Annotated in this window: 15 protein-coding genes; 9 read left to right on the forward strand and 6 right to left on the reverse strand. The window is 64.8% G+C overall.

The window, feature by feature from the left end:
• The first annotated feature begins 120 nt into the window (after positions 1-120).
• Complete coding sequence (locus CI41S_RS02220) at positions 121-840, forward strand: Crp/Fnr family transcriptional regulator (protein WP_244626388.1); 720 nt, start codon at positions 121-123, stop codon at positions 838-840.
• A gap of 183 nt (positions 841-1,023) precedes the next feature.
• A complete protein-coding gene (locus CI41S_RS02225; RefSeq protein WP_139479929.1) occupies positions 1,024-1,266 on the forward strand; it encodes a hypothetical protein in 243 nt (80 codons plus the stop codon).
• A 9-nt stretch (positions 1,267-1,275) separates the two neighbouring features.
• Here CI41S_RS02225 and CI41S_RS02230 read toward each other — a convergent pair whose 3' ends face one another.
• Positions 1,276-1,896, reverse strand: a complete 621-nt coding sequence (locus CI41S_RS02230; RefSeq protein ID WP_139857222.1) for a response regulator transcription factor — start codon at positions 1,894-1,896, stop codon at positions 1,276-1,278.
• A gap of 628 nt (positions 1,897-2,524) precedes the next feature.
• Here CI41S_RS02230 and CI41S_RS02235 point away from each other — a divergent pair.
• Positions 2,525-2,890, forward strand: a complete 366-nt coding sequence (locus tag CI41S_RS02235; protein WP_244622086.1) for a hypothetical protein — start codon at positions 2,525-2,527, stop codon at positions 2,888-2,890.
• Between the two features lie 91 nt (positions 2,891-2,981).
• On the opposite strand, the gene CI41S_RS02240 is transcribed toward CI41S_RS02235, so the two are convergent.
• The gene (locus tag CI41S_RS02240) at positions 2,982-3,164 is read right to left on the reverse strand and encodes a hypothetical protein (RefSeq protein WP_139479932.1); all 183 of its coding nucleotides are present in this window, start codon (positions 3,162-3,164) and stop codon (positions 2,982-2,984) included.
• 95 nt (positions 3,165-3,259) lie between these two features.
• Entirely contained in the window at positions 3,260-4,267 is a 1,008-nt protein-coding gene (locus CI41S_RS02245; protein WP_244626389.1) for a glycoside hydrolase family 3 N-terminal domain-containing protein, read from the reverse strand.
• A 195-nt stretch (positions 4,268-4,462) separates the two neighbouring features.
• Here CI41S_RS02245 and CI41S_RS02250 point away from each other — a divergent pair, with 195 nt between their 5' ends.
• A complete protein-coding gene (locus CI41S_RS02250) occupies positions 4,463-6,508 on the forward strand; it encodes an acetoacetate--CoA ligase (RefSeq protein WP_139857223.1) in 2,046 nt (681 codons plus the stop codon).
• A gap of 47 nt (positions 6,509-6,555) precedes the next feature.
• Positions 6,556-7,689, forward strand: a complete 1,134-nt coding sequence (locus CI41S_RS02255; protein WP_139857224.1) for a threonine synthase — start codon at positions 6,556-6,558, stop codon at positions 7,687-7,689.
• A gap of 11 nt (positions 7,690-7,700) precedes the next feature.
• Here the strand turns inward: CI41S_RS02255 and CI41S_RS02260 are convergent, their stop codons facing one another.
• Both CI41S_RS02260 and CI41S_RS02265 read right to left on the reverse strand, forming a co-directional pair.
• Entirely contained in the window at positions 7,701-8,834 is a 1,134-nt protein-coding gene (locus CI41S_RS02260) for a PLP-dependent cysteine synthase family protein (RefSeq protein WP_244626390.1), read from the reverse strand.
• A gap of 57 nt (positions 8,835-8,891) precedes the next feature.
• Positions 8,892-10,934 carry an adenylate/guanylate cyclase domain-containing protein gene (locus tag CI41S_RS02265; RefSeq protein WP_244626391.1) on the reverse strand — a complete coding sequence of 681 codons (2,043 nt, stop codon included), beginning with the start codon at positions 10,932-10,934 and terminating at the stop codon, positions 8,892-8,894.
• A 396-nt stretch (positions 10,935-11,330) separates the two neighbouring features.
• On the opposite strand from CI41S_RS02265, the gene CI41S_RS02270 reads away from it, so the two are divergent.
• The 4 genes from CI41S_RS02270 to CI41S_RS02285 are packed head-to-tail and all read left to right on the forward strand — an operon-like array spanning position 11,331 to position 13,904.
• On the forward strand, positions 11,331-11,630 hold the full coding sequence (locus CI41S_RS02270; RefSeq protein ID WP_139479937.1) for a BufA1 family periplasmic bufferin-type metallophore: 300 nt from the start codon (positions 11,331-11,333) through the stop codon (positions 11,628-11,630).
• A gap of 48 nt (positions 11,631-11,678) precedes the next feature.
• Positions 11,679-12,590 (forward strand): MNIO family bufferin maturase, encoded by a 912-nt coding sequence (gene bufB, locus CI41S_RS02275; RefSeq protein ID WP_139857227.1) that lies wholly within the window; start codon positions 11,679-11,681, stop codon positions 12,588-12,590.
• Entirely contained in the window at positions 12,577-13,359 is a 783-nt protein-coding gene (locus CI41S_RS02280) for an HvfC/BufC N-terminal domain-containing protein (RefSeq protein ID WP_172627886.1), read from the forward strand. Before bufB ends, CI41S_RS02280 begins: the two co-directional genes overlap by 14 nt.
• Positions 13,359-13,904, forward strand: coding sequence for a DoxX family protein (locus CI41S_RS02285; protein ID WP_139858541.1), 546 nt, complete (start codon positions 13,359-13,361; stop codon positions 13,902-13,904). The genes CI41S_RS02280 and CI41S_RS02285 overlap by 1 nt, the downstream gene beginning before the upstream one ends.
• Positions 13,905-14,119: 215 nt before the next feature.
• Here CI41S_RS02285 and acmB read toward each other — a convergent pair whose 3' ends face one another.
• Positions 14,120-15,313 carry a methyl acetate hydrolase AcmB gene (acmB, locus tag CI41S_RS02290; RefSeq protein ID WP_139479939.1) on the reverse strand — a complete coding sequence of 398 codons (1,194 nt, stop codon included), beginning with the start codon at positions 15,311-15,313 and terminating at the stop codon, positions 14,120-14,122.
• Positions 15,314-15,368: the final 55 nt, after the last annotated feature.

The following is a 15,368-nucleotide window of genomic DNA, read 5'->3' on the forward strand; positions in this document are numbered from 1 at the left end:
GCGGCGTTACGTGTATTTTTCTCAAATTGAAGACGTGGCAAGATGGGTTGTGGGGACGTCGACGTGCACGCGTCCTTGGAGGTGCCACAAACAAGCATTGCCGGATGGCAGGAGGTCGCTTTGGATACGGTTCCGCGATCGCCCAACGGATTTCTGTCGTCGCTGTCGGCGAGCGATTTCGAATTGATTCGGCCGCATCTGCGCATGGTCGACCTTGCCGCGGATTCGGTGCTGATCGAAGCCGACGAGGTTCTCAAGCGCGCGTACATGCCGCACAGGGGCGTGATCTCGCTGGTGGTCAAGCTGGCAAAGGGTGAGCGGGTCCAGGTCGCGATGGTCGGCCGCGACAGCCTCTATGGCGCGTTCACCCCGCTGGTCCAGGAACGCGTGATGAACAATGCCGTGGTGCTGGTGCCCGGTGTCGCCTCGACCATCGAGCTCGAGCCGTTGCGTGCGGCCGCCGGGCAGAGCCCCACGCTTCGCACGACCCTGATCCGGCACGGGCTCGCCGTCTATGCCCAAATCCAGCAGACGGCCGGCTGCAATGCCGCGCACACCGTGGAATCGCGGCTGGCGCGATATCTGCTGCACACGCGGGATCTCTCCGGCAGCGACAAGATCGTTCTGACCCAGGAGGCGATGGCGCAGATGATCGGCGCGCGGCGCAACAGCGTGTCGCTGGTCGCACATACCCTGCAGCAAGCGAACTTCATCCACTACAGCCGCGGCCACATCGAGATCACCAATGTCGATGGCCTGATCCGGACCGCCTGCGAATGCTACGCCACGGTGAAGTCGCAGTATGCGCGGCTGCTGCATTGTCAGGAAATCAGAGGCTAGAGTATCTTGGTTCTGATTGAATCAAACCGTAGCTCCGGCTTGTCGTCTTGACGCGTTCGCGAAGGGGCATCCCCTTCGCTCGAAAACGCTCTGATCAGCCCGCGAGCCGTACTTCTACGGCCCGCAATTTTCACCGTCGGATAACGCTGAATCTTCACAGTGCGTGAACGCGCGGGGGAGCCGATGTTCACCTACCAGACGACCGACCGGAAGGAGGCCAGGCGCCTCCGCATTGCCCAGTTCAACGCCAGGCCTGCCACCGTCCGCTCGGCCGGTGCGACCGTCACCGGACGCGTGCGCTCGATCGTCGAAAGCGAGAGCGGCGCGGCGTGGGTGGTCACCATCGTTCCGGATGCACCGAAGTCCGCCGCCCCGGCGATGCGGCGGGCGCCGCGGATGTGCCTCGCTGCGGAAGATTATCTCTAGAATCGCCGGTCAGGCCCGCTGCAGCAGCGCCTTGCGGACGAGGTCGGCGGTGTTGCGCGCGCCGAGCTTGCGCATCGCCTCGGCGCGATGGCTTTCGAAGGTGCGCGGGCTGATGTTCATGCGCAGCGCGCCCTGCTTGTTCGAATAGCCGTCGCTGATCAGGCTGAGCACTTCGCGCTCGCGCCTGGTGAGCGGCTTGCCGCCGGCTTCCGCCGCGAACATCACGTGGGGCGGGCGGGAACGGGCCGGCCGCTCGTCGCGGAGCGGCCTGAGATCGGCGGCAGGAATCGCGTTCGGATAGAGATCGGAAATCTGCTTCAGCATCGCCGACACGCGTTCGGTCTGCTCGAGCGCGTTCTCGATGACCTGGCGCAGATAGACCCCGTTGCCCGGCGCCTGGGCGAACTGATGGCTGTGCTGCTTGAGCTCATTCATATAGAGCAGCAGCGCCGTCACCGGCCCATTGAGCTGGCGGACCACCGTGGCTCCGGTCTCTTCGATCGGCGGCAGTCGTGGGGCGGTCGGCGGAGCCGCCGGCTGGTGGGTCTCGAGCGGCTGCGTCTCGAACGGCGCATCGCCGTCCATCCATGCCGGAAGGCGGGCCTCGGCTCGATTGTCATGTTGCGTCATAAGTATGGTTTACCGAAGGTGAACTATGGCCGAGTTAATGCCGGACCCCGTAGAAATACGGGTGACGCAACTGTGACCTAGGGCCCCGGTGGTCAAACAGACGCAGATTGCCGCTGATTTGGCAATGAATCTCGCGTAGCCGAGTCGGATTACAGTATTCTTACGGGACGATGGCTGCCTTAATCCCGGTAGTTCCACGCGGACCGCGTTTACCTTCCCGAGGCCACAACGGCCGGAAACGGGACATGATTCGCAAGCCCCGGCGGCTCCGTCGGCAGGGGCCGGCGACGGGAGCGCGCTCCGCCGTCACTGCAGCTGGAGAAACTTCTGCAGGAACCGGCCGGTCAAAACGACTCTGAACCACCAATGCACCTTCCGCCGGGTCGACATCGCTCATGCCCTCGGGTGTTGGGATGGGCATCTGCTTACCGCACCCGGCACCGCATGCCTGTGAAGCAGTTCACATGGCTGCCAAAACCCCGTCTCAGCCAGATGTCAATTTACAGCGACGGCGGGCGCCGCGATGATCGCGGCCCCGGATGGCCTGCAGGACCCCAACAAGGAGGCGGCGATGGCGCACGGACGAAACCGATCCTGGATGACGATTGCGGCGCTAGCCGCTGCCCTGATGTTCGCAGGCAGCGCGCAGACGCAGCCCACATCGACCACCGACGCCGCGCCGACGCCCGACAATGCGGTCATGCTCACGATCTTTTTCAAGCATGACCAGTCGCGGCCGTTGAGCGAGCTCAATGCCCAGCTCGAACGGCAGGGTTTTTACAAGGCGTTTCCGCCTGACGGCGTCGACGTCGTTAGCTGGTATGTAATGATGGGCGTTGGCCAGGTGGTGACGTTGCGGCTGCCGGCATCGCGGCTGCGCGAGGTCAACCGCATCGTCGAGAACAGCGCCTGGGGCGCCTATCGCACCGAGTTCTATCCAACCTACGATTACAAGGCGATCGGGATTGCCAATCACGACAAGGCGAAGCAATAGCCTGATGTGTCGGGGACTGAATTAGCTCGCACGCCAAACTCGCCGGTTTTGGTTCGATCAGAACCGGCTCACGGTTGAGCGGGACCCTGGGCTACGCGTGGGCCCGCGAGCGCTGGCTCAGCCGCTGCGCGAGAATCCGCAAATCCTGCTTGCGCCCGCTGCAAAGCAGGCGGCTGAATTCGTCGGGATCGATCGAGAGCGGCGGAAAATCGGCAGGCTTGCGCGCGCCGCGGCGTAGCCAGGTCAGTTGGAAGAGACGCTTGAGCATCTTCATGTTGATGAGCCCCGATGAGCGTCTTTGTTAAATCGCGGTAAGGTGGATTGGTTCCCGGCCGTTGCGTGGCCTCGCGCTGAATTCGTTCGGCGCCGTCAGGCGAGCAGCGCCTTGCGCTTTCGCACCCGCGCAACGGAGTGCCGCACCGCGACCTGGTCGAGCGAGCCATCCTGCACCGCACCCGCGATCGCTTCCGCGATGCCGGCCATCTCCTGCTCCTGGTCGAACAGATTGTTGCCGATGCAAAGCATGTCTATGCCGGCGCCGATCGCCTTGAGGCTGGCGGCGCGGGTGCCGAGCGCCTTCTGCAGCCCCTGCATCTGCATGTCGTCGGTGATCAGCAGCGTTTCCGGCAGGCGACGACGCAGACGGCCGATGGCATTCGATGACATCGTCATCGGATGCTGCGCGTCCCAGGCACGGACGATGGCGTGGCTGACCAGCACCGCATCGCCAAAAATCTGCGGTGCCAGCGCGTAGAACAATTCCTCTTGCTCCGGCCGCAGCGCATCGGAAATATCCATGAACTCCAAATGCGAATCGACGTCGGCGCCGCCGATGCCCGGAAAATGCTTCAGGCAGAGACCGACGCCTGCCTGCCGCGCTGCGGCGTCGACCAGCCGCGCATTGGCCTCGACCTCGCCGATATCGGCCGAATAGGACCGCTTGATCCGGCCGATATTGGGATTGTCGGGATTGTAATCGACGTCGATGGCAGGCGCGAAATTGTAGCGGATGCCGAGCCGGCGCAATTCGCCATAGCTGGCGGCCAGGATGGCCTGCTTCTCATCCGTTGGCAGCCGATTGAAATCCCGGGCGCTCGGCAGCGGTTGAAAGCCGAGGCTGTCCTTGAGGCGGCGCACCAGGCCGCCCTCCTGGTCGATGAACACCAGCGGGTTCGACGGCAGCGCCGCGATCTCGGCGCAGAGCGACTGCACCTGCGCCGGCGAGGCGATATTGTTGTCGTATTGCCGGGTCTGGCAGGAATAGTCGAACAGAATGACCCCGCCGAGCCCGAACCGCGCGGCAAAATCCCTCAGCCACGGCGGAATGACCTTGCCGTAGAAGCCGAGGATGAAGAGTTCGCCGACCGACATGGGCATTTGCTTTGGTCCTGCGTGCAGAATCAGCTGCGGCCTCCTGCAGACGGCTTAGCACGCGGAAAGGGCGGTAAGAATATGCTGGTGCCGATGGCGGCGGGACGGCGTTCCCCGCGCTCGCACGCCTGTGTTAAGAGATCACGCAAGCGGCCGCCGCGAAGACAACGACGACAACAACGAGACGATCCGGAAACGACCATGACCGCACCTCACGTTCCGCAAATGGCCCTCTACCGGCAATGGCTGAAGCAGACGCGCGGCCTCGAGTTTGCGGATTTCGAGGCGATGCGGCGCTGGTCGGTCACCGACATCGACGGCTTCTGGCAGAGCATCTGGGATTATTTTGATCTGCGCTCGCCGACGCCGCACAGCGCCGTGCTGGCCGAGCGCAAGATGCCGGGCGCGGTGTGGTTTCCCGGCGCCCAGGTGAACTATGTGCGGCAGGTGTTCCGCCATGTCGAGCCGGCGCATGCCGCCGGCCTGCCGGCCCTGATCGCGAGCGGCGAGGACGGCAAGCTGTCGGAGACCGGCTGGCCGGAGCTGCGGCGCCAGGTCGCCGCGCTCGCGCTGCATCTGAAGGCCAACGGCGTACGCTCCGGCGATCGCGTCGCGGCCTATCTGCCGAACATCCCGGAGACGATCATCGCGTTCCTGGCGACCGCGAGCCTCGGCGCGATCTGGAGCGTCTGCGCGCCCGATATGGCGGCGCCGGCGGTGATCGACCGCTTCAAGCAGATCGAGCCAAAGGTGCTGATCGCCTGCGACGCCGTGACCTATGCCGGCCGCCGGCATGACCGGCAGGGCGTGATTAGGGAACTGCGAGCCGCATTGCCGACCGTGCAGCACGTCATCCTGCACAGCGAGAACGCAGGCGCCGGGACGCTGCTGTCGTCGATCCTCGCGGGCAGCAGCGCCGAGATCGACGCATTCGAGCCGGAATGGCTGCCGTTCGATCATCCGCTGTGGATCGTCTATTCCTCGGGCACCACGGGACTTCCGAAGCCGATCCTGCACAGCCATGGCGGGATCATGATCGTGACGCTGCCGCTCGGCGCGCTGCACAATGACGTCGGCTGCAGCTACCATGCGAATTCGTTCGGCGAACGCTTCCACTGGTACTCGTCGACCGGCTGGATCATGTGGAATTGTCAGGTCAACGGCCTGCTCAACGGCACCACCTGCTTGATCTTCGACGGCAGCCCCGGCGGCTCCAAGGACAAGCCGGACTGGACCACGCTGTGGCGCTTCGTCGCCGACGCCAAGGCGACCTTCTTCGGTGCCGGCGCGGCGTTCTTCGCCAACTGCACCAAGGCGGAGATCGACGTCGCGGCGATCGGCGATCTCGCGGCGCTGCGCGCGCTGGGCTCGACCGGCTCGCCGCTCAGCGCCGATACGCAGAGCTGGTTCAACGACCGCTTCGCCGCGCTCGCGAATCAGAACGGCAGCGCGGCGCAGGCCGAGATGTGGTGGGCGAATATTTCCGGCGGTACCGATTTCGCCGGCGCCTTCATCGGCGGCAATCGCGAGCTGCCGCAGACGCCGGGCACCATGCAGTGCCGCCTGCTCGGCTGCGCGGTGGAGGCCTTCGACGAGCAGGGCCGCGCCGTGACCAATGAGGTCGGCGAGCTGGTCTGCACCGAGCCGCTGCCCTCGATGCCGCTGCGGTTCTGGAACGATCCGGGCGACGCGCGCTATCGCGGCAGCTATTTCGAGACCTATCCGGACAACTTTGACGGCTCCGGCCGCGGCCCGGTGTGGCGGCATGGCGACTGGCTCAAGATCGAGCCCGACGGCGCCTGCGTGATCTACGGCCGCAGCGACGCCACCATCAACCGCCACGGCCTGCGCATGGGCACGAGCGAGCTGTATTCGGCGATCGAGGCGCTGCCCGAGGTGCTGGACTCGCTGGTCGTCGACCTCGAATATCTCGGCCGCGACAGCTACATGCCGCTGTTCGTGGTACTGCGCGAGGGCGTTGCGCTCGACGCCGCGATGAAGGCGAAGATCAACAAGGCGGTGGAGGCCGGCCTGTCGCGCCGCTTCCTGCCCAACGATATCTTTGCCGTCGCGGAAGTTCCACGCACGCTGTCGGGCAAGAAGCAGGAGCTGCCGATCAAGAAGCTGCTGCTCGGCCATCCCTTGGAAAAGGTCATCAACCGCGATGCGATGGCCAATCCCGGATGCCTTGACTGGTATCTCGATTTTGCCAAGAGCTATCTGAGCAAGCAGGCCGGCGCGGCCTAACGCCTGCGCTGCGTTCGCTGCAACTTCGCGTTTGGGATTTGAACATTATGCCGTCACCGAGCTACATCGACCCGCTCAACGGAAAGCTCTACCCGCTGGACGTTCCGCGCTGGTGCTCCGACGAGGGCAAGCCGTTGCTGGTGACTGAGCTCGCCGGCATCTCCCGCGACGAGATCGATCGCAGCACGCGCTCGCTGTGGCGCTACCGCGCCGCGCTGCCGGTTGAGATCAAGCAGCCGATCACCATGGGTGAAGGCTGCACGCCCCTGGTCGAGAAGGCGTGGGGCGATCTGCGGCCGCAGTTCAAGCTGGAATGGTTCAATCCGACCGCGAGCTTCAAGGATCGCGGCACCACGGTGATGCTGTCGTTGCTGCGCCAGCTCGGCGTCGACGCCGTGCTGGAGGACAGTTCGGGCAATGGCGGCGCGTCGGTGTCAGCCTATGGCGCGGCCGGCGGAATGCGGGTCAAGATTTTGGCGCCGGCCACGACGTCGCCGATGAAGGTCGCGCAGATGCATGCCTTCGGCGCCGAGGTGCAGCTGGTGGAAGGGCCGCGCGAGGAATCGGAAGCCGAAGCGATCCGCCAATCAAAGCAAATCTTCTACTCCAGCCACAATTGGCAGCCGTTCTTCCTGCAGGGCACCAAATCGCTGGCCTACGAAATCTGGGAGGACTGCGGCTTCACCGCGCCCGACAACATCATCATGCCAGTCGGCGCCGGCAGCAGCCTGCTCGGCTGTTACATCGGCTTCAAGGAATTGCTCGCAGCCGGACAGATCACGCGGCTGCCGCGGCTGTTTGCGTCGCAGCCGCAAAACTGCTCGCCGGTCGATGCCAGCTTCACCGCCGGCGTCGACACGCCGGTGGCGCGCGAGGTTCACAAGACCATCGCCGAGGGCACCGCGATCAAGCATCCGCTGCGGCTGAAGCAGATGATCGCGGCGCTGCGCGAGAGCGGCGGCGGCACGGTGGCGATCCCCGAAGACGGCATCGTCGCGGCGCTGAAGCGGATGGCGCAGACCGGCCTGTTCGTCGAGCCGACCTCGGCCTCCGCCGCGGCCGCGCTCGACGTGCTCGCGCAGCGCGGCGCGATCCGGCCCGCGGAGCGCACCGTCGTCATCATCTCCGGCACGGGGATCAAAGCGGCGTCGCTGATCACCGAGCTACTGGGCGCCGGCTGACGCGAATCGCGTCACGCGCGCGGGTTCGAGACGTCGGCGACATCAAGCGCAAGCGGCTGGGTGTTGCCAAGGAATGCGTTCAGCTCCGCCTCATAGGGAGCCGGATCAAGCCCGCGCGATGCCAGCCACGCCGGGTCGTAATAGGTCTGGCGGTAGCGTTCGCCGGAATCGCAGATCAGCGTCACCAGCGATCCGGTCGTTCCCGCGCCGCGCAGCTCCGATGCGAGGCGGCACAGCGCCAGGAAATTGGTGCCGGTCGAACCGCCGACCGGCCGGCGCAGCAGCCGCGACAGCACGTTCATCGCCGCGATCGACGCCGCATCGGGGATCTTCATCATGCGATCGACCACGCCGGGCACGAACGAGGGCTCGCAGCGCGGCCGGCCGACGCCTTCGATCAGCGACGGCCGCTCGCAGACATGGGAGCGGTCCTGGGTGCGGAAACAGTTGAAGAAGGCGGAATGCTCGACGTCGGCGACGCACAGCCGGGTCGGAAACTGGCGATAGCGCAAATAGCGCCCGATGGTCGCCGAGGTGCCGCCGGTGCCCGCCCCCATCACGATCCATTCCGGCAGCGGACGCTGCTCGCCCTTGAGCTGGGTGAAGATCGATTCGGCGATGTTGTTGTTGCCGCGCCAGTCGGTGGCGCGCTCGGCGAAGGTGAACTGATCCATGTAGTGGCCGCCGAGACGCGCGGCCAGCGCGGCGGCCTCGGCATAGAGCGCGCGGCCGTCGCCAATCAGATGGCAGTTGCCGCCGTAATGCTCGATCGCCGCGATCTTCTCGGCCGACGTCGTCCGCGGCATCACCGCGTAGAACGGCACGCCGATCATCTGCGCGAAATACGCCTCCGAGACCGCCGTCGAACCGGACGACGCCTCGACCACCGCGGTGCCTTCGCGGATGTGGCCGTTGCACAGCGCGTAGAGAAACAGCGACCGCGCCAGGCGATGTTTCAGGCTGCCGGTCGGATGGGTCGATTCGTCCTTCAGATAGATGTCGATGCCTGACAGCGCCGGCACGATCAGCCGCATCAGATGGGTGTCGGCGGTCCGGCACTGGTCCGCCTCGATTGCCGACACCGCGTCATCGACCCAGCCGCGCCGGTAGCTCGGCGCGGCCGGAGGCGCTTGGCGGAAGGGCATGTGATCGTTCGCCATGGCGTCATGTAACCACACTTCGCCGGTCGGGTGCCAGAGGGGCTATTTCGATCGAAGTGTCGCGACAGGCGACCACTCGTCGTCGGCGCCCGACTGCTCGAGGAGCTTGCAGCGCTCGAGCATCAACTCGGCCGGCCGGTCGTGAGGACGCTGGCGCAAGGCAGCCTCGAAGCAGTAACGCGCGCCCGCGAAGTCGCGCTCGCGATACTTGAGCAGTCCCTCTTCGTAATGGATGATCCATGCCGGGCGCGCGTCGCCTGTTGCCGAACCGATCAGTTCATACACGGCGAGGCCTTCCGTCCTGCCGTAGACGGCGATGCGATCGATCTCGCGCGTGACCATGGCCCCCTCGACGAGGCGCTTGGTCTCGGCGCCGATCAGAATTTGCGTCGCATAGTGCTTGTTGGCGCCTTCAAGGCGGCTTGCCACGTTCACGGCATCGCCGATCACGGTGTAGTTCAGCCGCAATTCGGAGCCGACATTGCCGACCAGCATGCGGCCCGAATTGATGCCGATCCTGATTTGCAGGAGATGGCCCTGGTCGTCCCTGACGCCGGCGGCCTCGATCGCCTGACGGCAGGCGAGCGCCGCCCGGCAACAGAGCAGCGCATGTTCGGCCTGCGCGGTCGGCGCGCCCCAAAACGCCATCACGGCGTCGCCGATGAATTTGTCGATGGTGCCGCCGTGGGCGACGATCACTTCGGAGGCGACGTCGAGATATCGCGACAACAACGGCACGACGCGATCGCCCATGCGTTCCGAGAGCCCAGTGAAGCCGACCACGTCGATGAACATCACCGTCAGTTCCTGGATCGAGCCGCCGGGCTTCGCCTCGATGCCCTGGCGCAGCAGCGACCTGACCAGATCGGCCGGGATGAATTTGCGGAAGGCGGCCAGGCCCGCGGCCATTTCGGCGATTGCCCCCGAAAGACTTGCGATCTCGGCGAGCCGCGACGGATGGCGACGGACCTGATCGAGCGCAAAGTTCTCGACGTGCCGGATCTCGCCGACGACACGCGCGAGCGGAGCCGCGATCACCGAACGCGCCAACATCGCCGACAGGAGGGCCGCGAGCAGCGCGCCGACGGCAAGACCGATGACGAGCCGCCTCAGCGTGGTCTCGACCGGGGCGAGGAACTCGGCCTCCGGGATGACGGTGACAAGCGACCAACCGGGAAACGGCAGCGGCGTCAGTGCGACCTCATAGGCGGCGCCGTCCGACGAGAGCCTGCGGCGCCACGCATCGTCGCCGCCCCGATCGCCCGCCTCGTTCATCGCCATGCGCGCCAGCGGCAACATGTCGATGCGGCTGTGGGCGGGATGCAACTCGTCAGCATCCTTGTCGGGAGCAGCAATCAGTTCACCGCTCTTGTCGAGAATAAACGCGGTACCCGTGCGTCCGACCTCGAGCTGAGCGAGGAACCGGGACAGCCGCGTGTATTCGATCACGACCGCAAGCACGCCTTGCCGTTCCTGGTAGACGTCGATCGGCCCCGCGAAGGCAATCGAGGGGCGCGGGCCGATCGGGTGGTCGAGCACCCGGAACCATTGCGGACCGTTGGAGCCCATACTGGTCTTGAACCAGGCCTGGTTGATGACACGAAAATCACTTGGCTCGAAGCGGCGGGTCTCGAATTCGATGTCGCCGGGGATCACCCGATATTCATCGATCCGGCGCTGGCCGGGATGATCGGTCTTTGAAATTTCCATCATCTCGAGGTGGCCGTCGCCCAGCTTGTGGGCGGCAAAAAACGAACCGTCGGGCCAGCCGAAGGCGACCCAGGAGATCGTCGCCTGCGACTGCAGTTGCGACAGGAACACGAACTCACGCTTGTCGGCCTCGCGGGTGTCGAGGACGTTCTGCAGGAACAGCGTCCGGATCGCCGTATGGGCGGCGCGCGCTTCGCCGACGATCGCCGAGACTTCCTTGCGGACGGCGGCGACGATCTGCTCGTTGATCGTCGAGGCGAGCTGCCGGCTGATCGATTCCGCGGTACGCCACCACAACAGGCTCGAGGCGGCCGCGGTAAGCAGGATCGCCGTCAACACCAGTGCCGAGACGGCCAGGCGAATGCTGACGGTCATGGCCTTGACCGACGAAGGCCGCAGGCGTCGCAATGCGCTTCGCGGTAGAACAGCGTTCATACTGGCTTCCGCCGGTCTATGGCAGGCATTGGTGGCGATACGCCGGCCAGGGGTGGATTGTTACGCGAGGCCAGCTCGCGTCGATCATGCCGCAGGAAGGTCGGCGCCGCCAATGCTCAGCGGGTTTGGTTTCGATAACGAACAGGCATTGGAAAGCAGCGTAAGTTTTCGCCTATCTGCACCCAAGCGCGGCCCCGTGGGGCGATCAGCGCGACATCCGCGACGATCTCACCGATTTGTGAGCGGCCGAACCGTAACGGCAGCCGTTGGCGATACGAATGAGATGGCGCGCCCCCATTCGCCGAGGAGGCGAGGTAAACCAAAGTGGAGAAACCCATGAAGACCATTGTCAGCTCGCTCATCCTCGCGAGCGCCGTGACGACAGCGCTCGCGACCGTTGCCGCCGCCAATCCCTTGACCAAGGCGGAAGCCGATGCCGCCGTCGCAGCGCACAAGGAAAAGTGCTTCGGCGTCGCTCTGAAGGGCCAGAATGATTGCGCCGCCGGCCCCGGCACCACCTGCCAGGGCACCTCGACCGTGGACTTCCAGGGCAACGCCTGGAAGTTCGTGCAGGGCGGCACCTGCACCAGCATCCAGCTTCCGAACGGCAAGACCGGCTCGCTCAAGCCGGTCTGATCGACCGGGCAGGCGACCATCACGATAGCGGGAAAGCGGAGAGACGACATGAGTGCAGCGGTCTTGTCCGGATTGCATGCAACCGAGGCTCATCGCTTTCCTGTATTTCGGGTACGCGACCTCGCCGGTAGCAGCTTCAAGCATGAGCACCTCCCGGCGATTCTCGACGACGGAAGGCAACGCGGCTTCTTCGAAGTCCATGCCGAGAATTACATGGGAGCCGGGGGACCGCCGCATCGTGCGCTGGAGGCCGTGCGCCGCGACCATCCGATATCGCTGCATGGCGTTTGCATGTCGATAGGAGGTCCGGAGCCGCTCGACCGGACTCATCTTGCGCGCTTCCGTGCCCTGGTCGAGCGCTACGAGCCTGCGCTGGTGTCGGAACATCTGGCCTGGTCTACCCACCAGACCACTTACTTCAACGATTTGCTGCCGCTGCCCTACACCGACGCGACGCTCGGCCGGGTCTGCGATCATGTCAACCAGGTGCAAGATGCCATCCGGCGGCCGCTTCTGCTGGAGAACCCGTCCACCTATTTGTCGTTCAGCGAATCGACGATGGCAGAGACGGAGTTCATCCGGCGCATCGCGGAGCATACCGGATGCGGTCTGCTGCTCGATATCAACAACGTCTTCGTCTCCGCGACCAACCACCGATTCTCTGCGCTCGAATATCTTTCGAACTTTCCGCTTGACCGTGTCGGCGAGATTCATCTTGCGGGCCACGCCGAGCAGACCGACGACGAGGGCGACCTGCTCCTGATCGACAGCCACGACGGACCGGTGGCCGACCCGGTATGGAAACTGTACGAGCTCATCATCGCACGATCCGGCCCCATCCCGACCCTGATCGAGTGGGACAGCAACATTCCCGGTTGGCCCGTTCTGAGGGCCGAAGCAGCAGCCGCGCAAGCGATCCTTGACCGTTACAAAAGGGATGCGCGTGATGCTGCCGCTTGAGCCGGAAATACCGTCCTATGCGGCGTTTGCCGCGGCGCTCGTCGATGCAACGCGCGCGACGCCTCCGATCGTGACCGGCCCCCCGGGCAAGGGCGCGGTGAAGCGCTACAACGTCTATCGCAACAACGTTACGGTCAGTCTCGTCAACGCGCTCGCCGCGGTCTATCCAGCCGTCCAACGCATCACCGGGGACGAGTTCTTTCGCGCCATGGCGCGCTTTCACATCCGCGCCACGCCGCCGTCATCGCGGCTCCTGTTCGAATACGGTCGCGACTTTCCGGCCTTCATCGAGACTTACGAATACGCGCGAGGCCTTCCGTGGCTTGCCGACGTTGCACGGATCGAGCGGGCCTGGCTCGACGCATACCACGCGGCAGACGCCGAACCGCTGTCTGCCGCGTCGCTGGCGGCGACACCGCCCGAGCGGCTGGCGGACGCGGTGTTTACCGCACATCCGGCAACGCGGATCGTGCGCTCCCGTTTCTCGGCCGTGACCATCTTTGCGGCCAACCGGAACGAGGCCCCCGTGGGGCAGATCGATGCCGGTACGCCGGAAGATGGCCTGATCACGCGGCCCGACGCCGAGGTCATCGTACGGCATCTGCCCGAGGGCGGCGCCGTGTTCCTGGAAAGCCTGATATCGGGACAATCACTTGGCGAGGCCGCGGCGCTGGCGTTGCGCTGTTCGCCGTCCTTCGATCTCGCCGCCGGCATTGCTGGAATGATTCAGGCGGGTGCCTTCACCACTCTCAGTCTCGGAGCAGCATGATGGTCATCGATCGACAGTACGGCGCGAGCGATCGGCTTCCGCTCAGCCTTCTTGCAGATAAGGCCATCCACCTGATCCAGACCGTGGCGCAGCCGTCGCTGGTTCAACTCGTCATGCGCCTGGCCCTGGCCGTGCCGTTCTGGAAATCCGGTATCCTCAAATGGACCGGCTTTGGGAAACTCAGCGACACCGCGGTCACCCTGTTTACCGATGAATTCATGCTGCATCTGCCCGGAGGGCCCTATCACTACCCGGTGCCGGCAGTGATGGCCTTCCTGTCCGGAACGGGAGAAATCCTTTTTCCGGTTCTGCTTGTGCTTGGGCTGGGCACCCGCTTCGCGGCGCTCGGGCTGTTGGTCATGACGGTGATTGTCGAACTGACCGTGCCTGACGGCTGGCCGATTCATATGACCTGGGCGGCGATGGCGCTTGGGATCATGGCCTGGGGACCGGGACGCCTCTCACTCGATCATCTGGTGCGCGGGCACGTTCAGTTACCGAATGACAGGCGGACCGCAGCAAGGGAAACGCGCTTGGGCGAATGACAGCGCGTCGATGCGGCTTCGGCATAGAGCGCGCGGCCATCGTCGATCAGATGGCAGTTGCCGCCCTAATGCTCGATCGCCGACACGGTGCCGTCGACCCAGCCGCGCCGATTGCTCGGCCCGGCTGAGGGATTGTGGCGGGAGAACGTGGTCCCGTTCGACATGGGACCATGTCATCATAATTCGCCTCCGGCAGCACGCTGGAAGTACCGCCCTTACCCCGCCCTGCGCAGCTTCAGCGCATCGTAGAGGGCGGTTTCGAAATTCATGTAGCCGATGAACGATGCCGAATCGCCGAACGGGAGAATCTGGGTGGCCCAGAATCCGCCGAACCCGTTGTGGCGATCGATCCAGTAGAACAGGTTGGCAAGGCCGGCCCAGCCCAGCGCACCGGCCGGGCGGCCGGTCGGAGCCTGCTCGTCATTGATCATGAAGCTGAGCGCCCACGACTTCGACTGGCCGGGGAAGAACTCCGCGTCGTTGGCGAGCGAGGGGATCACGCCGGTGATCGCGGTGACCTTGTTGTTGCCAAGGTGGTTCTTTTCCGCCATCCGCACGGTTTCGGGCCTCAGCACGCGGCCGTTCTCGCCGGCGCCGTCGTTCAGCCACATCCGGATGAAGCGCATGTAGTCGCCGATCGTGCCGTAGAGCCCGTGGCCGCCCATGTGGATTTCGGGATTTGCCGGCAGCTCGAAATCCATCGGCGTCAGCGAACCGTCGGCGTTGCGGGCATGAATCCCGGCGAGCCTGCGCCGCATCGCATCGGTGAGCTCGAACGTCGTATCCTCGATGCCGAGCGGTTCGAAGATGCGCGTCCTGAACACCTCGCCGAGCCGCTTGCCCGCGATCGCTTCGACGATCTGGCCGCACCAATCCATGTTGGTGCCGTATTCCCAGCGCTCACCCGGATCGAACAGCAGCGGGGTCATCAGCGCGGCCCTGGACGCCGTGATGACGCTCGGCTGTCCCTTCTCCTGCGCGAGCCGATTGTAGGTGTGATTGATGAAGTCGTAGCTCAGGCCGGCGGAGTGGACCATCAGCATGCGGGTGGTTATGTCGCGCTTCGGCGCGCGGAGCCGCGGCTCGCCGTTGTCGTCAAAGCCTTCGATGACCTGGAGCTTGCCGATGTCGGGGGCGTAAGTTTTGGCCGGCGCGTCGAGATCGAGCTTGCCCTCCTCGACGAGTTGCAGCGCGGCCGTCCCGGTGATCGCCTTGGTGGTCGAGAAGATCGCGAACACGCTGTCGGTCGTCATGTCGGCGGGTTGATCGAGGCGGCGCTTGCCGGCGGCACCTTCATAGATGTTGCGATGGCGGTCGGTCACCATGGCAACGACGCCGGGAACGCGCGGACTGGATGTCACAACGCCGTCGAGAATCGCATCTGCTGCCGCACTGAAATTCGTGCTCATTGTCGTCCTCCATATTGTTTGTGATGTGATCGATCGTGAGCGGCGCCGCCGGCCG

Source organism: Bradyrhizobium ivorense (genome assembly GCF_900696085.1).
GTDB classification, from domain to species: Bacteria; Pseudomonadota; Alphaproteobacteria; order Rhizobiales; family Xanthobacteraceae; genus Bradyrhizobium; species Bradyrhizobium ivorense.